Source organism: Streptomyces sp. NPDC014006, from assembly GCF_043088925.1.
In the GTDB taxonomy this organism is placed as follows: Bacteria; Actinomycetota; Actinomycetes; order Streptomycetales; family Streptomycetaceae; genus Streptomyces.
On the sequence record NZ_JBICAJ010000018.1, the window covers coordinates 1 to 18616 of the forward strand.

Below are 18616 nucleotides of genomic sequence, written 5' to 3' on the forward strand. Positions count from 1 at the left end.
GCTGCCGCTGGAGGAGTACCTCGACAAGCTGGAACAGGTGCTCAAGACGCGCCGCGACCTGGTCGTGGTGGCCCGCACCGACGCCACCGACGAGGACGACATCCTGCACCGCGCCGAGCGGCTCGCCGCCACCGACGCCGACGTGGTCCTCGTCGACGGGGTGCGCAGCGTGGAGTGGATCCGCCGCATCCGCGAGGTGGTCGGCGGCAAGCCGCTGCTGTTCAACCAGATCGCCGGCGGCAAGTCGCCCCGGCTGTCCCTGAGCGAGCTGTCCGGCCTGGGTGTCGACGTCGCCATCTACAGCACGCCGTGCCTGTTCGCCGCGCACGAGGCGATGAACTCCGCGCTCGCCGGGCTCAAGGAGGCGGACGGCCGGCTGCCCGAGGTCGACGCCGCGAACGGCGTCGGCGTCAAGGCCGCCACCCGGCTGCTGGAACGCAACATCGCCCGTCTGCGCACGGCATCCACGGCCGAGCAGGCCGTCGCCGAGGCGGAGGCCGCGGTCGCTCAGGCCGAGTCCGAGAGCGTCCCGGCGTGACCGGCGCCCGCCCGGCCGCCGTGCGGCTGCGTACGGCCGCGGCCCTCGCGGCGGCCGTGCTCGGTGCCTCGGCGGCCCCCGTGGCGGCGCAGGACAGCCTGATCACCGTGATCGACAACTCCCAGGCCGACTCCGTCCTGGAAGTGGACCGCACCGCGAACCTCCAAACGGGCAGCGGCATCGCGGGCAGCGACCACGACGGCAGCGCCGTGGACCTGATGCAGACCCTCGTGGGAGCGACCGGCAAGCACTGAAACCGGCGGCTCCCGCATGCCGGCGCCGAACCCACCGGCGCCGAACCCACCGGCGCCGGCACCCACCGGCGCCGGCACCCACCGGCGCCGGCACCCACCGGCGCCGGCACCCACCGGCGCCGGCACCCACCGGCGCCGGCACCCACCGCGACGCACGCCGCCCTCACGGCGGGGCACCCCGCGACGCCGGGCGCTTGACGGCCCGTCGGCGATCGTGCACCCGGCGCCGGGGCGCTCCGCGGCCCATCGACGGCCGCGCTCCCATGCCCGGCCCCCACACCCGCCCCGGCCCCGCCTTTCCGCCGCTCACCCGTCCTTCGGCGCCGCCGTGCTCGCTCGCCGTACCAGCCGCGTCGACAGTTCCGTGCGGGTGCTGTCCGGGCGGTCGCCGTCCATCATCCGTACCAGCAGTCCGAGCGCCGTCGCCGCCATCTCCGCCAGCGGCTGCCGCACCGTGGTCAGCGCCGGAGTGCTCCAGCGGGCCTCGGGCGCATCGTCGAAACCGATGACGCTGACGTCGTCCGGCACGCGCAACCCCCGCTCGGCCAGCGCCTCGTACACCCCGAGCGCCATCCGGTCGGAGCACACGAAGACAGCCGTGGGCGGCTCGGGCAGCGCCAGCAGTTCCCGCATGCGGCGCCGGGCCGCCGTCTCGTCGAAACCGGCGTGGCGGACGTATTCCGGGCGGTGCCGCACTCCTGCCGCCGACAGGGCCGAGCGGTAACCGGCCACCCGCGCGCCGCTCACCGACGTACGCCGCTGCCCGGCGATCACGGCGATCCGCTCATGGCCGAGCGCCAGCAGATGCTCGGTCGCCGTCACCCCGCCCTGCCAGTTCGCCGCGCCCACCGACACCGCCCCCGGCCGCGGCTCCACCGCCGGGTCGATCAGCACGAACGGGACGTGGTGCTGCTCCAGCCACGCCTGCTGCGGCTCCGTCGGCTCGGCCAGGTGGAACAGCACTCCGGCCGACCCCCGCGCACCGAGCCTGTCGAGCCAGCCGCGCCGCGGACGGCCGCCGCCTGCACCGGCCGGGTCCGCGCAGACCACGACGTCCAGGCCGGCGTCGTGGGCCGCCCGCTCCACGCCGTGCAGGACGGCGCCGGACCGGGAGCCGTCCAGCGAGCGCACCACCAGATCGACCAGCCGCGGCGGCCGTACGGCGTCGAAGCGGGGCCTGCGCACATAGCCGAGCCGGTCCAGCGCCTCGGTGACCCGGCGCCGGGTCTCCGGGGCCACGTCCTGCCGGCCGTTGACCACCTTGGACGCGGTCGGCACCGACACGCCCGCCTCCCGGGCGACGACGGCCAGGGTCGGCCCGGCCGCCACGCTCGCACTCCCCGTACGGACCATCGGGAACCACCTCTCCGGCCCGCCCGAGGGCCATCGCAAGTCCGGCCTGCGCGACCCGGTGCCGTGTCGAAAACCTTCGACCGGACACTCGTACGCAGAAAGCGCTTGCTATCCTAGGGCGGCCGCCGCGCCAGGTGAAGACGCCAGGAGAACCGGGAGAACACGGACCCGTGCGGGCGCGAGTACCGAAAGCCGGGTTCGAAAGGCGGCTTACGCCGAACAGCCCAATGCCGCCCCGCTGCACCGGAATACCGAGCGCGGCTGTGGTGCTCTGGTGAGACCGGAGCACGAACGCGGCGAAGGGCTGGTGGGCGTATGACGGCAGACCGGGCGGACCCGGTGGTCGCGACTCCCCACGGGCGCATCCGCGGCCGGTACGAGCACGGCGTCGCCGTCTTCCGGGGCGTCCCGTACGCGGCACCGCCGTTCGGGCCGCGCCGGTTCCGGCCGCCCGCGCCGCCCGAGCCGTGGGACGGGGTGCGCGACGCCGGAGTCTTCGGGCCGACACCGCCGAAACCGCCGTACTCGGAGGCCTTCGAGAAGTACCTCTCCGATCCCGTCGTGCCCGGCGAGGACTGCCTGAACCTCAACGTCTGGACCCCCGACCCGGACCCCGCGGCCCGGCTGCCGGTGCTGGTGTGGTTCCACGGCGGCGCCCTGACCCGGGGCTCCTCGGCCGTGCCCGTCTACCACGGACGCCCCTTCGCCCGCGACGGCGTGGTGTTCGTGTCGGTGAACTACCGGCTGGGCGTGGAGGGCTACGGCCTGTTCCCGGACGCCCCCGCCAACCCGGGCCTGCGCGACCAGCTCGCCGCGCTGCGCTGGGTGCACGAGGCGATCGCGGCCTTCGGCGGCGACCCCGCACGCGTCACCCTGGCAGGACAGTCCGCCGGGGCCATCAGCATGGGCGCGCTGATCGCCGCCCCGCAGGCCCAGGGCCTGTTCCGGCGGGCCGTGCTGCAGAGCGGACCGCCGGAGTCCGCCGACCGGGACAAGGTGCGGCGCGTGGTGCGCCGGATGGCGACCCGGCTGAAGGTGCCCGCCACCGCCGAGGCGTTCGCCGCCGTCGACCCCGAACTGCTGCTGCGCACCCAGGCCGAGGTGGGGCGGCTGAGCAGTCCGGTGCTGGGCGGCCCGTCGTTCGGCATCGTCGTCGACGGCGACCTGGTGCCCCGCGACCCGCTGGAGGCCCTGATCGACGGTGACGCCGCGTCCGGCGCCGGGCTGCTCATGGGCTGGACCCGCGACGAGTACCGGCTGTGGCTGGTCCCCGGTGGTCTCGTCGAACGCGTCGACCGGCTCGGCCCGGTCGCCCTGGCCGGAGCCATGGCCCGCTGCCACTGCGGTCACGAGGTCGTCCGCGGCTACCGCGCCCTGCATCTCGACGCCGGTCCCGCGGAGATCGTCGGCCAGCTGGTCACCGACCACCTGCTGCGCATCCCGCTGCACCGCCTGGCCGACGCCCGCCCCGGCTCGTCGTACGTCTACGAGTTCGCCTGGCCGTCGCTGCTGCCCGGCCTCGGCGCCTGCCACGCCCTCGAACTGGGCTTCGTCTTCGACACCGGCGATGTCCCGGAGTCGGCCAAGCTGGCCGGTGAGGGCGCACCGCAGGAGCTGGCCGACCAGATGCACCGCGCCTGGGTGCGGTTCGTCACCGAGGGTGACCCGGGCTGGGAGTCGTGGGACCTCTCGCACCCGGTGCGGATCTTCGGCGACCTGGCGCGAGCGCGCGAGGAGGGCCGTCCGGACGCCCTGCGCGACCCGTACACCGCCCACGGCCCGCGCGACCGGGAACTCGCCCTGTGGCGCCTGGACGCCGCCGCCCAGGCGGCCGCGACCGCCGTCCGGACACCGCCGACGGCCGGCCCGGCCACCCGGACCGTGGAACTGCGCTCCGCCGTCCGCCGCCTGCGCCGCTCGTCAGCCCCGCGGCGCCGCTGAACCAGGGTGCATGGGGGTGTGCGTGCTCCGGCCGCCGCCCGTCACGGCGCGAGCGCGCGGGCGATCGCGCCGATGGCCTGCGGCCCCACCCGGCAGCAGCCGCCGATCAGCCGGGCGCCCGACTCCCGCCAGCCGCGCACCTGTCGGGGCGCGAAGGTGGAGCGGCCGTCCCAGGCGCGCGCCTCGGCGTCCCACCGCTCGCCGCTGTTGGGGTAGACCACGACCGGCTTGCCGGTGACCGTTGCCGCGAGGCCGACGGCGGCGGCCACGTCCTGAGGGGCACAGCAGTTGACGCCGACCGCGACCACCTCGTCCACGTCGGCGGCGAGCGCGAAGGCGTCCGCCAGCGGCTGCCCGGCCCGGGTCCGGTCCCCGTCGATCGTGTACGACAGCCACGCCGGCACCCCGAGACCCCGCACCGCCCGCAGCAGGGCCGCGGCCTCGTCGGCGTCGGGGACCGTCTCCAGGGCGAACACGTCCGGCCGGGCAGCCGCCAGCGCCTCCATCCGAGGGCGGTGGAAACGCTCCAGCTCCTCCACGGTGAGCCCGTAGCGCCCCCGGTACTCGGAGCCGTCGGCGAGCATCGCCCCGTACGGGCCCACCGAGGCGGCCACCCACAGCGGCCGGGTCACTCCCTGGCCGCGGGCCCGCTCCCTCGCCTCGCGGGCCAGTTCCACGCTCAGCCGGAGCAGCCGCGCCGCCTCTGCCCGGCCGATGCCACGCCTCGCGAAGCCCTCGAACGTGGCCTGGTAGCTCGCGGTGATGGCCACGTCTGCGCCCGCCTGGACATAGGCGAGATGCGCCTCGGTGATCGCCTCCGGCCGCTCGGCGAGCAGCCGCGCCGACCACAGCTCGTCGCTCAGGTCGTGCCCGGAGGCCTCCAGCTGGTTGGACATCCCACCGTCCAGGACCACCGTCCCGGCGGCGAGGGCGTCGGCGAGAGGGGGAGGGGTGTCGCTCGTCATGGCCCGACGCTAACCCGCCGGCCTGCTTGCGGGACACCTCGGGCGTCCCTCAGGCCAGCAGGTCGATCGCGTCGATCGCCGTGCCCGCGCTGAGGAAACCCGTCGTCCCCGAACCGCTGACGACGTCGATCCGCACCACGTTGTACTGCCCGGGGTCCGCACGCCAGGCGCTCGCCGGGACGCTGTAGGCGAACGTGTGGTTGTTGCCCCGGTAGGAACCCACGGTCAGCGACCGGGTGGCCGGCTGGGCGGGCGGTGCGGGGACGGCCGACGTCCAGACGTCGTTGACCGTGACCTGAGGCCGGCCGCCCGCATAAGCCGTCGTCACGCCGATGCGCAGCGTGTGCGCGGCGGCGGCCTGCGCGGCGGTCAGCTTGAAGTACACCAGCAGACCGCTGTTGACGTCCTTCCACAGGTAGCAGGGGAAGGCCGCGGTCTCACCGCCGCCGCCGATCACCACGTTGCCGGTCCAGGGCGCGGCCCGCACGTCCGAGGGGTGCGCGTACGTCATCAGCTCGGCGTTCTTGAAACCGCCGGGCGTGCCGGTCCACTCGCCGATCCGCCAGATCGCGCTCGCGCCGGACGGGTCGTTGCCGGGCGGGATCGTGAGCGTGTTCAGCGTGGTCGTCGCACCCCCGGTCACGGTCACCCGCGTGCTGTGGACGGCCAGCTCGCTCTTGTACACGGTCAGCGCGTACGTCCCCGGCAGCACCCCGCCGAGGGAGAACCAGCCGTCCGAGGCGCGCGCCGGCGCCCAGTACTGCGCCTCGGAGCCCGCCAGCCCCACGGTGTACGGGTACGCCGGGTCCCGGCCCGAGATGCCGACGCCCGCGACCCGCCCCCGGCCGCTCGCCGGGACGTACCCGGAGATGCCGAGCGCGTCCGCCCACGGGGTGGTGAGGGTGCCCGGGAAGAGGGCCGGGGAGGGCGTGCCGCCGTCGGTGAAGGTGATGAGATAGGGGCCCTGCAGGCCGAAACGCTGGGCCTCCGTCTGGTTCTCGCCGTAGTACAGGATCTCGTACAGGCCGCCGCCGTCCGCGCTCTGGTGGCGCAGCAGGGAGCGGTAGAAGGGGCCGCCGGACGCCTTCTCGTGGTTGCTGCGCACGATCCACAGGCCGACGGTCCCGGTCGTCCAGCCGACGCAGGCGTAGTCCGTCACGCGCAGGCGGGAGTAGTGCTTGGAGCGGGTCTGGCCGTCGGCTCTGCGGAACACGTCCTGGGCCTCGACGGTGGTCGGCGCGTACGTGTAGGAGTCGGGCTCGTCGTTGAGGAACAGCCCCGCCTTGACGCGCAGGATGTACCGGGTCGCGGTGACCGAGTCGTCGGCCTTGTTCGTCCACAGGTAGACGGTGTTCTCGCCGCTGCGCGCCGCGTAGTAGTGCTTCAGCGTGCCGTACGCCACGGAGATCAGGATCGTCGTGCCGGACTGCCGGAGGGTCACCGTCGAGGGGCCGAGGCCGGACTCCACGTGGGAGTTCTTGCCGCCGTAGCCCTGGTACTCGGTGCCCCGGTACACCAGCGAGGTGAGATCGCCGTTGGTCTTGGCGACCTTGAAGACGAGCTGCGCGCCGGTGTCGACCACGTAGTGGGTGCCGTCGTCGCTCCAGCCGAAACCCGCGGCCGACGCGGCGCCGGCCGGCGGGCCGGTGAGCGCGGCCGTGCCTGCGGCGGCCGCCGAGCCGAGGACGAAGGTACGGCGTCGGACCGCTCTGCTCCCGGATCCGGGCATGGAGGTGCCTCCTTGGCGTGGGGGGCGGGATGGGGGCGAGAGGCAGCGTGACAGTTGAATCGATTCTGCGAAAGGGCTTGCGTGCGTATGGAGTTGGCAATGTCGGAAAATGTGGTCGAGGGCTAGAAAGCGCTTGTGGGGAGCAGGTACGGTCTGCGGTCGGTCGAGGCCGAACCGATGGAGGACTCGCGCATGAGACGTTTCAACGCCGCCGTGCTGGTGGCGGCCGCCCTGGGTGCCGCACTGACCGGCACGCCCGCCCACGCGGCGCCCGATCAGGCACCCGCCCCCGCCCACGCCGCGCCGGACGGGGCCCCCGGCGCGGCGCAGTGCACCGCCACCGCCTGCCACTTCGACGTGCCGCCCGGCACCTACGACGTCCAGGTGCTGCTCGGCGGGGACACCGCCTCCCGCACCGCCCTGACCGGCGAGACGCGCCGCGCCCTGCTCCCGGAGACCGCCGTCCCGGCCGGTGAGCGCGTCGCCCGCGCCTTCACCGTGAACGTGCGCACCCCCGAGGGCGAGCCCACCGGACCCGACGGCAGTCCCGGCCTGGACCTGGCCGTCGGCGGCGCGGCCCCCGCCCTCGCCGGCGTCCGGGTCGCACCGGCCCGGCACGCCCGCCGGCTCTTCCTCATCGGCGACTCGACGGTCTGCGACCAGCCCGGCGACCCCTACTCCGGCTGGGGTCAGCAGCTGCCGCAATTCCTGCGCAAGGGGCTGTCGGTCGCCAATTACGCCGACTCCGGCGAAAGCACGGTGACGTATCTGCAGAACCCGCGGCTGTGGGCCACCGTCCACCCGCTGATCAGGCCCGGCGACCTGGTCCTGATCCAGCTCGCCCACAACGACAAGACGACCGACGAGGCCACCTACCGCGCCAACCTCGAGACCCTGGTGGCGGGCGTGCGCGAGCGGGGCGGCTCGCCGGTGCTCGTGACCCCGATCGTGCGCCGCTGGTTCAGCCCCGACGGCACGCTGAACAACAACACCGCACTGCTCGTCAACGGCCTCGGCGTCGACCACCCGGCGGTCGTCCGCTCCATCGCCGCAGCCGAGGGCGTGCCGCTCGTCGACCTCACCGCCCGGACCAAGGCACTGGTCGAGTCACTGGGCGTGGAGGGCTCCAAGGCGCTGTACCTGTACAACGAGAAGCGGGACAACACCCACACCTCCGTGCACGGCGCGACGGTGTACGCGGGCCTGGTCAGGGACGAGCTGGTCGCCCGGCACCTCGTCCCGGCGGGGCTGGTGCGGGCGGGCACGGAGGGCGGGAGGGGCTCAGGGGTGTGATCCCGCAGCGGCCTACCGCGCGCGGAACCGGCCCTCCTCCACCCTCTCGACCAGCCCCGCCTCCCGCAGCCGTTCCAGGTGCTGCACCGCCGTCCTGCGCTCCACCGGCCTCACGTGCGGACCTTCCACATGGGGCCGGTAGACCAGGCGGTGTGCGGCGATCTCCTCCACGGTGCGCGGCTCGCCGAGGAAGGCCAGCAGTGCCGCCTCCCGCTTGTCCACCACGGCGGCGAAGGCGTCCAGCCGGCGCCGGAACTCCGCGGCGCCCTCGATGACACCCTTCTGATGGGACGTGCCGTACCAGCGCGCGTCGATGTCCCGGCAGCGGCGCATCGACGCCTCGAAGTCGGCGAGGCTGCTGCCGGCGTCACCGTAGTACGGGCCGAACGACGTCAGGTCGATGTCCGCGACGAACAGGAAGCCGTCCGGCTCGATCAGGAAGCCGCAGTGGCCCGCGGTGTGGCCGGGTAGATGCACCACGGTCACGGTGCGCCCGCCCAGGTCGAACACGGTGCCGTCCTCGAAGGCGCGCGCGTCCGCGCGGCCCCGGACCTGGAAGCTGTCCCGGAACGTGGCGTCCAGCTCGGCGGCCGCGTCCGGCGGGAGGCCGAGCGCGGCGATCATCGCCCCGCGGGAGCGCAGCGCGTCGAGGTCGCCTCCATGGACGTGGACAGGCACGTCGTAGCTCCCGAGCCCGGCGATGTGGTCCTCGTGGGCGTGGCTGACGAGGACCAGGTCCGCCGGCGGCGCGCCCTCGACGAGCGAGAGGGAGGGGTCGACGACCAGGGTCTCCGCCGCGCCCCGCACGAGCAGCGAGTTCGCGTACGGGTAGGCACCCCGGTCGGCGCCGACGAGCACGGTGACCTCACCGTACGCGGCCATCGTGTATCCGCTGTCGCCCATGTTCCTCGGCCCTCTCCCGCCCGCGGAACCGTCGTCCGCATCTGCAGCATGGGTCATCGCGTTGTCCGTGCGTCCGCCCTCCGGCGACAATCCCGGTGTGACCTCTGCCATCCGCCACACCACGATCGCCTCCGCCGACGCCTACTCACTCGCCGTCTTCTGGTCCGAGGTGCTCGGGCTTCCCCTGCACGACGAGGACCACCCGGGGGATCCCGAGGCACAGATCGAGGGCGCCGGGCTGCTCTTCGTCAACGTGCCCGAGGCGGAGCCGGGCAGGAGCCGGCTGCACTTCGATCTCCAGCCGCAGGACCGCACCCGTGAGGAGGAGGTCGAGCGGCTGCTCGCCCTCGGCGCCACCCTCGTCGCCGACCGCCGCAACCCGGACGGCACCGGGTGGGCCGTCCTCGCCGACCCCGAGGGCAACGAGTTCTGCGTGGAGCGCAGCGCCGCCGAGCGCGCCGCGGGCCGCTGAGCCGCCGGGCGGGGGTGCGCGGACACTTCGGCCGGCGCCGAAGCGTCCCGCGCCTAGCGTGCCGGTATGAACCGACGCACCGACCGCACCCCCGCCCAGGCCGTGACCGGCATGGTCGACCATGTGCTCGCGCTCGCCGCCGGCTGGACCGCCTGGGACGGTACGCCCACGCACGTCGACGACCGGGTGTACACCCCGCACAAGGCGATCCGCCGGGTCGCCGACCACCTCGTCGACCATCTCGCCGAGCTGGAGGCCCGGTTGGCCGGTGAGCCGCCGCTGCCCGACCACTGGCACGCCTCCACTGCGACCACGCCGGCCGACCTTGCCCCCTTCACCCGCGAGGACCTGGACGAGGCCCGCAGCCGGCTCACCCGGCTCGCCCAGGTCTGGGCCGTGCGACTGGACGCGCTCACCGACGAGCAGCTCGACGACTCGCCCGGCGACGGCTGGAGTTTTCGCGAACTCGCCCTGCACACGGCCGGGTCGGTGTACTACGCGGACGCGGTGGGTGACCTGACGTGACCGAGTTCGCCGCACTGCACCGCACGGGTGAGCCGCTGCTGCTGCCCTGCGCCTGGGACCACGCCTCCGCCCACCTCCTCGCCGGGCAGGGATTCGAGGCGATCGGCACGACGAGTCTGGGTGTCGCCGCGGCCGCCGGGATGCCCGACGCGGCGGCGGCGACCCGCGAGGAGACCCTGCGCCTGGCGCTCGTCCTCGGCTCGGGCCCGTTCCTGCTGAGCGTGGACGCCGAAGGCGGCTTCAGTGACGACCCCGGTGAAGTCGCCGAGCTGGCCCGCCGGTTGTGGACGCTGGGAGCCGTCGGGATCAATCTGGAGGACGGGTCGGGATCCGCCGACCTGCACGCCGAGAAGATCGCCGCGGTCAAGGCGGCGGTGCCCGGCCTCTTCGTCAACGCTCGCACCGACACCTGCTGGCTCGGCGACGGCGACGACTCCACCGAGACCGCGCGCCGCCTCGATCTCTACCAACAGGCGGGAGCCGACGGGGTGTTCGTGCCCGGACTGAGCGAACCCCGGGCGATCTCCGCCCTGGTGCGGCAGCTGGCGGTGCCCCTGAACGTCCTGTACACGCCGGGCGGCCCCGGCGTCGCCCACCTCACCGACCTCGGCGTGCGCCGGATCAGCCTCGGCTCGCTGCTGTACCGGCACGCGCTGGGCGCGGCCGTCACGGCGGCGGTCCGGGTGCGGGACGGGCGGCCGCCCGAGGGCACGGCACCGCCGTACGAGGCGATCCGTGCCCTGGCCACGCCGTAGGGCCGGCCCGGTCAGCACACCGAGGCGGTGGCGAGCGCTTCCGCGATGCCGTCCGCGAAGGCCTCCGGGAACTCGGCCGCTCCCAGGTGGCCGCCGGGCAGTTCCAGGAAACGGCTGCCGTGGCGCTCGGCGAGGAAGGCGGCCGTCCGGGCCGGCAGTTGCCCGCGGGAGGCGGTGCCCGCCGCGAGGGTGAGGCGCCCGGCGGGGAGTTCCGCCGGGGGGACGTATCCGGAGAACGGGACGAGGACGCGGGTGAGGAAGACGCCCATCGGCGTCTGCGACTCCTCGCCGGGCGCGGGCGGTTGCCCCGGGGCCTGCTCCGGCGCCGGGAGCCCGTCGAGCTCCGCGGCCAGCCGGGCGCCGGCGGCGGCGAGCCCCGCGCGGCGGTAGGTGTCGTACACCGCGCGGAAACCCTCGTGCCGCAGGCGTCCGTCGGGCAGCGCGGCCACGCACGGCGGCTCGTGCGCGAGGACGTGCCGCAGCCGCTGCGGATGCCGGGCCAGCAGCTCGAGAGCCGCGATGGCGCCGGAGCTGAACCCCAGCACGCACGCCGACTCGCCCGCGGGCAGCACGGCGTCGAGCACGCGGTGCGCCGCCTCGCTCCAGTCCGCCGGCCGCTGCTCGGCGACGGGGCGGCCGAGGCGTCCGTGGGCCAGGCCGAGCGGGTCGAGGACGACGACGGTGAAACACCCGGCCAGCCGCCGGATCAGCCCGTCCAGCCCCATGGGGTGCCCGGCGCCGCCCGGCAGGACCAGCAGCACCGGCCCGCTGCCGTGGACGTCGTGGAACGGCTCAGTCATGCGCTGCCTCCTCGCGGGGCCAGTTCTTCAGAGCCACGTGCAGCGCCTCGATCGCCCGCTCCCAGGACCGCTGGACGTCCCTGGGGGCGCCGAAGCCGCCGCCTGCCTCCAGGGCGCAGTAGCCGTGGAACGTGCTGCGCAACAGGCGCACGGCGTCCGTGAGGTCGGGTTCGTCAAGGCCGTAGGCGCGCAGCATGCCGTAGGTGATCTCCGCGGTGCGGCGCAGGGCGGGGGAGTCGGCGACCAGGGCCTGGTCCAGAGGGATCTGGGTGGCGGCGTAGCGTCCCGGGTGCGCCAGGGCGTACGCGCGGTAGGCGCCGGCGAAGGCGGCCAGCGCGTCCTTGCCGGCCCGGCCCGCCACCGCGGCGGCGATCTCGTCGATCATCTCGCCGCCGGCCAGCAGCGCGAGGCGGGTGCGCAGGTCCTGCAGGTTGCGGATGTGCGAGTACAGGCTGGCGTCCTTCACCCCGAACCGCCGCGCCAGCGCGGACAGGGTGACGTTGTCGAACCCGGCCTCGTCGGCGAGTTCGGCGGCGGCCGCGACGAGACGGTCGGCGGTCAGGCCGGCACGCGCCATGAGGCACCTTCCGTTTCCTAGGGGCTCTAGGTAAGAGCCTAGTCCAGGAAGGTCCCCGAGCGGAAGCACCGACAGGGGGGACCCGATCGGGAGAACGGGCAGAGGAGGGCCCCCGCGGCCGGTTCCGGGCGTGACCCGGGGGCGCGGGGGCCCCTGCGTGGCGGGAACGTCAGACGTTCGGGGAGAAGACGAACGCGAACTCGGCGGGTTCGGCGTGCAGGACGTACTGCGGGAGCGGGCCCGGGCCGCAGGACTGGGAGCCGATGCCGTGCTGGCCGTGGTCGAGGTTCACCCGGACCGTGTCACCCGGCACGAGGTCCGTGCGGTGCATGGCCGCGTCCAGCTGCTCCGTCGTCCAGCGCCGCGCGGTCAGCCAGAACTCAGGATCGCCCTCGATGCGCAGCCCGCCCAGCTCCGCCCACCGCACGTCGGCGCGGGCGCCGTTCTCCTGCGGGCGGACGTACGGCGTCTGCAGCGCGTCCACCGTCGCATGCCACCGCCCGATCGCGGACGCCTGCCGGGTGTCCGGGTACGCCTCACCCGGGCCGCCGCCGAACCAGCGCACCTCGTCGGCCGCCGCGAGGGAGAAGCGGATCCCGAGCCGCGGCAGCGGCACCGTCCAGTCGCCCTCCGGGCCCACCGACACCGTCAGCTTCAGCCGGTCCCCGTCGGACGTCCACCGGTACACCGTGCGCAGCCCCAGGTCCCGGCCGGCCGGCGCCACCCGGGTGCGCACGGTCAGCGCGTCGTCCACCGCCTCCACCGCGTCGAGGCGGTGGCGCATGCGGTGCAGGCCGAGCTTGCGCCACAGCGGGCCGTGGCGGACGTGGTCCTGCCAGGAGGCGCCGTTGTCGTTGTCGGTCGGCGCCCGCCACACGTCCAGGCGCAGCCCTCCCACGGCCACCTCGGCCACGGCGAGCAGCGCGCCCGTGCGGGCGTCGAAGACACCGGGGCCGAGCGTGATCCGGCCGCCGCCTGACACCGGGCGGGCGGACGCGGCGACATACGGCGCCGGCCGCCGTGACACCGTCCACTGCCCCCAGGCCACCTCGTGCCCCCGTGGCGCCCATGCCGTGTCCGCCGCCAGCCGCGCGCGTACCGTCCACTGCGTCTCGGCGCCGGGGCGCCGCGCGATCGGCGGCTCGGGCAGCTTCACGTCGGCCGACTCGCCGGGCGCCAGGGCCGGTACGGTGAGCGGGCCCTGTGCGACGCTCTCGCCGTCCACCTCGTACGACCAGGCGAAGGCCAGCGCGGACAGATCGGCGAAGTCCTGCTTGTTCGTCACCCGCACGGTGACGCCGTCGCCCTCGATGCCGACCGGCTCGATCACCTTCTTGAACTCCAGCAGGCCCGGCGACGGCCGCCGGTCGGGGAACAGCAGGCCGTCGCAGACGAAGTTGCCGTCGTGCAGTTCCTCGCCGAAGTCACCGCCGTAGGCGTAGTCCAGCCCGGGATGGGTGATGCCGTGGTCGATCCACTCCCACACGAAGCCGCCCTGCAGCCGCTCGTACCGCTCGAACAGCCGCTGATAGTCGGCCAGTCCGCCCGGCCCGTTGCCCATGGCGTGGGCGTACTCGCACTGGATGAAGGGCAGCGTGCGCCGCTTGTCCGGCCCGCCGTCCAGGCCGCGGCCGATCCGCTCGACCTCTTCGTGGGCGGCGTACATCCGTGAGTAGACGTCCGTGTCACGGCAGCTGCGGTCGCCTTCGTAGTGCAGCAGGCGGGAGGCGTCGCGGCCGCGGATCCACTGCGCCATCGCGGTCAGGCCGCGCCCGGTGCCCGCCTCGTTGCCCAGCGACCACAGCACGACCGACGGATGGTTCTTGTCCCGTTCGACCATGCGGGCGGCGCGGTCCAGCAGGGCCGGCGTCCAGCGGTCGTCGTCGACGGGGTTGCCCCGCCACTCCTGCTCGGTGAAACCGTGGGTCTCCAGGTCGCACTCGTCGATCACCCACAGGCCCAGCTCGTCGCACAGGTCCAGGAAGGCCGGGTGGGGCGGATAGTGGGAGGTGCGCACCGCGTTGATGTTGTGCCGCTTCATCAGCAGCACGTCCTCACGCAGGGTCGCCGCGTCCAGCGCGCGGCCCTTGTCCGGGTGCCACTCGTGCCGGTTGACGCCCTTGAAGAGGACCGGCTTGCCGTTGACCCGGATCAGGCCGTCGCGCAGTTCCACCGTGCGGAAGCCGATGCGCAGCGCGACCCGCTCGCCCTGCGTCGCCAGCACCCCGTCGTACAGCCGCGGCGTCTCCGCCGACCACGGCTCCACCGGGACCGTCACCGACGCGCCGGTGGCGGTGTCCACGCCCAGTTCGGGCACCGTCACCCGGCCGTCGACGTCGGAGTCGACGCGCAGGGTGCCCTCGCCGCTGACATGGTCGTAGGAGGCGTGGACGAAGAAGTCCGCGGCGCAGCCGGGCGGGCGGTGCAGCAGGGTGACGTCACGGAAGATGCCCGGCAGCCACCACTGGTCCTGGTCCTCCAGGTAGGAGCCGGCCGACCACTGGTGCACGCGGACGGCGAGCACGTTGCCGCTCGGCCGCAGCAGATGCCCGGCCGCGAACTCGTGCGGCAGCCGCGAGCCCTGGAAGGTGCCGAGCTCGGTGCCGTTGAGCCACACCCGGGCGCACGACTCCACCCCGTCGAAGCGCAGCACGGCACCGCCGTCGGCCGGCCAGTCGCCCGGCAGGTCGAAGACGCGCAGATGGTCGCCGGTCGGGTTCTCGGTGGGCACCCGGGGCGGGTCGACCGGGAACGGGTAGAGGTGGTTGGTGTAGACGGGCGAGCCGTGGCCCTGGAGGACCCAGTGCCCGGGGACCGTGACGTCCGCCCAGTCGCCCGCGTCGTAACCGGGCTCGGCGAACGCGTCGTCCTCGGCGTCGGCCGTTTCCGACAGCCGGAACCGCCACCTGCCGTTCAGCGACAGCCGTGCCGCATCCGAGGTGGCGTACCAGGCGCGCGGCGGCAGGGACCCGTCGCCGGGGGAGACGTTCTCGAGGTACTCGATGGTGGTCGTGCGCAAGGTGATCGGATCTCCAGACGGTGAGAGTTCTCGGTCTCCGGGCGGTGAGCGGCGGCGCGCGACCCGGCGCCGTCAGGGCGGGGGTGTGGTGCCGGTTCTGGCGGCGGCGGTGCGCCGGCTACCTCTCGCCCCGGCGGCCCGGAGCGCGCCTTCCAGCGCGAACGTGGCCGCGCCCAGGCACACCGGGTCGGTGGGGACGGGGGAGAGGACGATCTCGGTGGCCGCCAGCGGCCGTCGGAGCGCGTGCCGGGCGACGGCCTCGCGTACGGCGTGCAGGAGCGGCTCGCCCAGCAGGGCGGCGACCCAGCTGCTGAGGACGACCACCTCGGGGTTGAGCACGTTCACCAGGTCCGCGACGGCGGCGCCCAGGTAGCGGGCGGTGTCGCGGAGGACCTGCGTGGCGACCGGGTCGTCCTCGGCGACCGCGCGGGCCAGCGCGGCGATGGTCGCGGTCTGGTCCCCGGGGTGCAGCAGCGGGCTGTGCGGGGCGAGTTCGCGCAGCTGGCGCATGATGCCGGGCGCGCCGACGTATGTCTCCACACAGCCCCGGTTGCCGCAGTGGCACGGCCGCCCGTCCAGGACGAGCGTGGTGTGCCCCCACTCGCCGGCGCTGTTGCTGACCCCGCGGTGCACCGTGCCGCCCAGCACCAGCCCGGCGCCCACTCCGGTGCCGAGGTTGACCACCACCGCGTCGTCGCGGCCCCGGGCGGCACCGCACCACAGCTCGGCGACCGCGCAGGCGCGCAGCGGGTTGTCCAGATGAAGCGGGTGGGCGAGGTGCTCGGCGAGCAGGTCGCGCAGCGGCACGTCGTGCCAGTCCCAGTTGGGCGCATACGCGGCGACACCCAGGTCCGGGTCCACCTGCCCCGGCACGCTCACCCCGACGCCGAGCACCCGGGCCTCGTCGGCGCCGGCCCGCGCGATCACCGAGCCGACGGCGCCGGCGACGCGGGCCACCACCTGGTCTGGCCGGCGCTCATCGGGGCGCACCTCCTCGTCGGCGCGGGCCAGTACGGTCAGCGCCAGGTCGAACAGCTCGGCATGGACGTACGTCTCGGCGATGTCGACACCGATCAGGAAGCCGCCGGTGGTGTCGACGGCGACCAGTCCGCGGGGGCGGCCGCCCGCGGAGTCCTCGCGGCCCACCTCCGTGACCATCCGCAGGTCGAGCAGCTCGCCGACGAGCGTGGCGACCGTCGCGAGTGACAGACCGGTGGCGGCCGCCAGCTCCTGGCGGGAGGTGGGCGAGGAGGCGATGATCCGGCGCAGCACCTCGTAGCGGTTCGCGGTGCGGATGTCACGGGACGTGCGCTTCAGTCCGATCGCCTCCTTCCGCCGTCGGGGCCAGGTCGGGGCCGGCTCGAGGCTAGGGCGACGGCCGAGCCTCCGCAAGGGGTTAGGAAAGGGGTTGCGAAAAGTGCACGGCGGGGGTGGGGAGAGCGCCCGCGCCGCCCGCTCACTCCGCGAGGACCTCCTCCACGAACGCGTTGCTGAACTTCCCCGCCGGGTCCAGTTCCCGCGCCAGCGCACGGAAGTCGGCGAGCCGGGGGTAGCGGCCGCGCAGCACTGATGCCGGTGTGGTGAACACCTTCCCCCAGTGCGGCCGGGGGGCGAAGGGCTCCAGAGCGGCCTCCAGCCGGCCGACCACCGGAAGGACGGCCGCGGTGTCCGCCACCCACGTGAAGTGCACGGCCACACTGTCCCGCCCGCAGGACGGGCTGAGCCACTGCGCGTCCGCCGCGACCGTACGCACCTCGCAGGTCTGCAGGACACCGGCGACCGTGTCCCGGATGCCGTCGATCGCGTGCAGTACGTCGATGGCGTGCTCGCGCGGCAGCAGGTACTCGCTCTGCAGCTCCGCCCCGCTGCTCGGGGTGAACTCCGCCCGGAAGTGCGGCAGTCGCTCGTGCCAGGGACCGGCCACGCCGAACTGCCCGGTGCAGTTCTCCGCCGGCATCCCCGGCACCGGGTGCAGCGCCACCTTGGCCGGCACCGCCCATGGGAAGTCCGGCAGCGGCTGATCGGTGCGCCGCTTGCGCCAGACCTGGGTGAAGCCCGCCGCCCGCCAGTCGGTGAACAGGCTGACGCTGTACGCCGACGCCGCCACGGTCTCGAAGTCCAGCCCCTCCAGCGGAAGTTCCGTGTACAGGTGCTGCTCGACCTCGAAGGCGGGCTCCAGGTCCAGGGTGAGCGCGGTGACGACGCCGAGCGCGCCGAGCGAGGTGACCGCGCCGCCGAACCGCTGCTCGCCCCGGGTGATGACGACGGTGGAGCCGTCCGCCGTGACGATTTCGACCTCCCGTACGGCGTCGGCGAGCGGCCCGTTGCCCACCCCCGAGCCGTGCGTGCCGGTCGCCACCGAGCCGGCCACCGAGATGTGCGGCAGGGAGGCCATGTTCGCCAGGGCCAGCCCGTCGGCGTGCACCCGGCGGGCCAGCTCGGCGTAGCGCACCCCGCCGCCCACCCGCACGGTGCGCGCCGCCGTGTCGACGTCGACCTCGGCCGGCAGCGCGTCCAGGGCCAGCAGGACGCCCTCGGCGCCCGGGTCCGCGAGGGTGTTGAAGGAGTGCCCGCTGCCCAGCACCCGCACCCGGTCGCCGCCCGCCACGACCGCGCGCAGCGCGTGGAGCGAGCGCGGCCGGTGCAGCTCCTTGGCGGTGTACGTGATGTTGCCCGCCCAGTTCGTCACGCTCTCGGCCATCGAGGGCGCCCCTCCTGATCTACCGATTCCGTTGTTTTCATGCGCGGAGACTGCTGTTTCCATCGCACCCATAGCCTGTGGCATATGTTTTCGGTAACTTTTCCCGCATGACGCCACAGTCGCTTCCCGCCGCCCTCCCGCAGACCGACCTCACCCGGCACCGCCGCCTGCGGGAGCAGGGCAGCCTGCTACGGGCGGATCTCGACGCGATCCTAGACGCCGGGTTCGTCTGCCATCTGGGCGTGGTGATCGAGGGGCGGCCCCTGGTCGTGCCGACGGTCTACGGCCGCGACGAGCGGTCGCTGTACGTCCACGGCTCCGTCGCCAGTCGCAGCCTCGCCGGCTCCGCGCCCGTGTGCGTCACCGTCACCCACGTGGACGGTCTGGTCCTCGCGCGGTCCGTCTTCGAGCACGGCGTCAACTACCGCAGCGCCGTGATCCACGGCGAGGGCCGCACCGTGGCCGACCCCGAGGAGAAGCTGGAGGGCCTGCGCCGGCTCACCGAGCACGCGGCGCCGGGCCAGTGGTCGTACGCGCGCCGCCCCAGCCGCAAGGAGCTGGCCGCCACCACCCTGCTCGCCGTCTGCCTGGAAGAGGCCTCCGTCAAGATCCGCACCGGTGCGCCCGACGACGGCGAAGGACCAGACGCCGAGCTGGGCCTGTGGGCCGGCACCCTGCCGCTCACCCAGGTCTGGGGCGCCCCCGTCCCCGACCCCCTGCTGCCCCCGGACACCCCCGTGCCGGGACACATCGCGCGGCGCGAGGGGACCCGGCACGGCTGATGCCGGAGG

The 18616-nt window shown here is 74.3% G+C and carries 17 protein-coding genes; 8 read left to right on the forward strand and 9 right to left on the reverse strand.

Going from position 1 to position 18616, the window contains the following annotated elements; genetic code table 11:
• The coding region (locus ACF1GV_RS38085) for an isocitrate lyase/phosphoenolpyruvate mutase family protein (protein WP_391690744.1) at positions 1-538 on the forward strand (538 nt) is incomplete at its 5' end.
• Entirely contained in the window at positions 535-792 is a 258-nt protein-coding gene (locus ACF1GV_RS38090; protein WP_391690747.1) for a hypothetical protein, read from the forward strand. The genes ACF1GV_RS38085 and ACF1GV_RS38090, both read left to right, overlap by 4 nt.
• Before the next feature lie 306 nt (positions 793-1098).
• On the opposite strand, the gene ACF1GV_RS38095 is transcribed toward ACF1GV_RS38090, so the two are convergent.
• Positions 1099-2145: a LacI family DNA-binding transcriptional regulator gene (locus ACF1GV_RS38095; protein WP_391690750.1), complete on the reverse strand. Its 1047-nt coding sequence runs from the start codon at positions 2143-2145 to the stop codon at positions 1099-1101.
• A 315-nt stretch (positions 2146-2460) separates the two neighbouring features.
• Here ACF1GV_RS38095 and ACF1GV_RS38100 point away from each other — a divergent pair, with 315 nt between their 5' ends.
• Entirely contained in the window at positions 2461-4086 is a 1626-nt protein-coding gene (locus tag ACF1GV_RS38100; protein WP_391690752.1) for a carboxylesterase/lipase family protein, read from the forward strand.
• Between the two features lie 41 nt (positions 4087-4127).
• On the opposite strand, the gene mmuM is transcribed toward ACF1GV_RS38100, so the two are convergent.
• Positions 4128-5051 (reverse strand): homocysteine S-methyltransferase, encoded by a 924-nt coding sequence (gene mmuM, locus ACF1GV_RS38105; RefSeq protein WP_391690755.1) that lies wholly within the window; start codon positions 5049-5051, stop codon positions 4128-4130.
• A 49-nt stretch (positions 5052-5100) separates the two neighbouring features.
• Entirely contained in the window at positions 5101-6780 is a 1680-nt protein-coding gene (locus ACF1GV_RS38110) for a rhamnogalacturonan lyase B N-terminal domain-containing protein (protein WP_391690758.1), read from the reverse strand.
• 192 nt (positions 6781-6972) lie between these two features.
• Between ACF1GV_RS38110 and ACF1GV_RS38115 the strand changes: the two genes are divergently transcribed.
• A complete protein-coding gene (locus ACF1GV_RS38115; RefSeq protein ID WP_391690761.1) occupies positions 6973-8073 on the forward strand; it encodes a rhamnogalacturonan acetylesterase in 1101 nt (366 codons plus the stop codon).
• A 12-nt stretch (positions 8074-8085) separates the two neighbouring features.
• On the opposite strand, the gene ACF1GV_RS38120 is transcribed toward ACF1GV_RS38115, so the two are convergent.
• The gene (locus tag ACF1GV_RS38120) at positions 8086-8976 is read right to left on the reverse strand and encodes an MBL fold metallo-hydrolase (protein WP_391690764.1); all 891 of its coding nucleotides are present in this window, start codon (positions 8974-8976) and stop codon (positions 8086-8088) included.
• A gap of 97 nt (positions 8977-9073) precedes the next feature.
• Here ACF1GV_RS38120 and ACF1GV_RS38125 point away from each other — a divergent pair, with 97 nt between their 5' ends.
• The 3 genes from ACF1GV_RS38125 (at position 9074) to ACF1GV_RS38135 (ending at position 10728) form a co-directional block, all read left to right on the forward strand.
• Positions 9074-9448 carry a VOC family protein gene (locus ACF1GV_RS38125; protein ID WP_391690766.1) on the forward strand — a complete coding sequence of 125 codons (375 nt, stop codon included), beginning with the start codon at positions 9074-9076 and terminating at the stop codon, positions 9446-9448.
• A 66-nt stretch (positions 9449-9514) separates the two neighbouring features.
• Positions 9515-9973: a hypothetical protein gene (locus ACF1GV_RS38130; protein WP_391690769.1), complete on the forward strand. Its 459-nt coding sequence runs from the start codon at positions 9515-9517 to the stop codon at positions 9971-9973.
• Positions 9970-10728 carry an isocitrate lyase/phosphoenolpyruvate mutase family protein gene (locus ACF1GV_RS38135; RefSeq protein ID WP_391690772.1) on the forward strand — a complete coding sequence of 253 codons (759 nt, stop codon included), beginning with the start codon at positions 9970-9972 and terminating at the stop codon, positions 10726-10728. Before ACF1GV_RS38130 ends, ACF1GV_RS38135 begins: the two co-directional genes overlap by 4 nt.
• A gap of 11 nt (positions 10729-10739) precedes the next feature.
• Here the strand turns inward: ACF1GV_RS38135 and ACF1GV_RS38140 are convergent, their stop codons facing one another.
• The 5 genes from ACF1GV_RS38140 to ACF1GV_RS38160 all read right to left on the reverse strand — a co-directional run bounded on the left by ACF1GV_RS38140 (position 10740) and on the right by ACF1GV_RS38160 (position 17825).
• Entirely contained in the window at positions 10740-11528 is a 789-nt protein-coding gene (locus ACF1GV_RS38140; protein WP_391690775.1) for an alpha/beta fold hydrolase, read from the reverse strand.
• On the reverse strand, positions 11521-12105 hold the full coding sequence (locus ACF1GV_RS38145) for a TetR/AcrR family transcriptional regulator (RefSeq protein ID WP_391690777.1): 585 nt from the start codon (positions 12103-12105) through the stop codon (positions 11521-11523). The genes ACF1GV_RS38140 and ACF1GV_RS38145 overlap by 8 nt, the downstream gene beginning before the upstream one ends.
• A 169-nt stretch (positions 12106-12274) precedes the next feature.
• Positions 12275-15130, reverse strand: a complete 2856-nt coding sequence (locus ACF1GV_RS38150; protein ID WP_391690963.1) for a glycoside hydrolase family 2 TIM barrel-domain containing protein — start codon at positions 15128-15130, stop codon at positions 12275-12277.
• A gap of 66 nt (positions 15131-15196) precedes the next feature.
• Positions 15197-16441, reverse strand: a complete 1245-nt coding sequence (locus ACF1GV_RS38155; RefSeq protein ID WP_391690965.1) for an ROK family protein — start codon at positions 16439-16441, stop codon at positions 15197-15199.
• A 139-nt stretch (positions 16442-16580) separates the two neighbouring features.
• Positions 16581-17825, reverse strand: a complete 1245-nt coding sequence (locus ACF1GV_RS38160) for an FAD-binding protein (protein WP_391690780.1) — start codon at positions 17823-17825, stop codon at positions 16581-16583.
• A 107-nt stretch (positions 17826-17932) separates the two neighbouring features.
• Between ACF1GV_RS38160 and ACF1GV_RS38165 the strand changes: the two genes are divergently transcribed.
• Complete coding sequence (locus ACF1GV_RS38165; protein WP_391690783.1) at positions 17933-18607, forward strand: pyridoxamine 5'-phosphate oxidase family protein; 675 nt, start codon at positions 17933-17935, stop codon at positions 18605-18607.
• Positions 18608-18616: the final 9 nt, after the last annotated feature.

Bases quoted from the DNA above. Each gene is read 5' to 3' on its own strand.
- ACF1GV_RS38140 (WP_391690775.1), bottom strand. From the start codon at position 11,528: ATGACTGAGCCGTTCCACGACGTCCACGGCAGCGGGCCGGTGCTGCTG.
- mmuM (WP_391690755.1), bottom strand. From the start codon at position 5,051: ATGACGAGCGACACCCCTCCCCCTCTCGCCGACGCCCTCGCCGCCGGG.
- ACF1GV_RS38130 (WP_391690769.1), top strand. From the start codon at position 9,515: ATGAACCGACGCACCGACCGCACCCCCGCCCAGGCCGTGACCGGCATG.
- ACF1GV_RS38115 (WP_391690761.1), top strand. From the start codon at position 6,973: ATGAGACGTTTCAACGCCGCCGTGCTGGTGGCGGCCGCCCTGGGTGCC.
- ACF1GV_RS38120 (WP_391690764.1), bottom strand. From the start codon at position 8,976: ATGGGCGACAGCGGATACACGATGGCCGCGTACGGTGAGGTCACCGTG.
- ACF1GV_RS38160 (WP_391690780.1), bottom strand. From the start codon at position 17,825: ATGGCCGAGAGCGTGACGAACTGGGCGGGCAACATCACGTACACCGCC.
- ACF1GV_RS38110 (WP_391690758.1), bottom strand. From the start codon at position 6,780: ATGCCCGGATCCGGGAGCAGAGCGGTCCGACGCCGTACCTTCGTCCTC.
- ACF1GV_RS38095 (WP_391690750.1), bottom strand. From the start codon at position 2,145: ATGGTCCGTACGGGGAGTGCGAGCGTGGCGGCCGGGCCGACCCTGGCC.
- ACF1GV_RS38165 (WP_391690783.1), top strand. From the start codon at position 17,933: ATGACGCCACAGTCGCTTCCCGCCGCCCTCCCGCAGACCGACCTCACC.
- ACF1GV_RS38100 (WP_391690752.1), top strand. From the start codon at position 2,461: ATGACGGCAGACCGGGCGGACCCGGTGGTCGCGACTCCCCACGGGCGC.
- ACF1GV_RS38145 (WP_391690777.1), bottom strand. From the start codon at position 12,105: ATGGCGCGTGCCGGCCTGACCGCCGACCGTCTCGTCGCGGCCGCCGCC.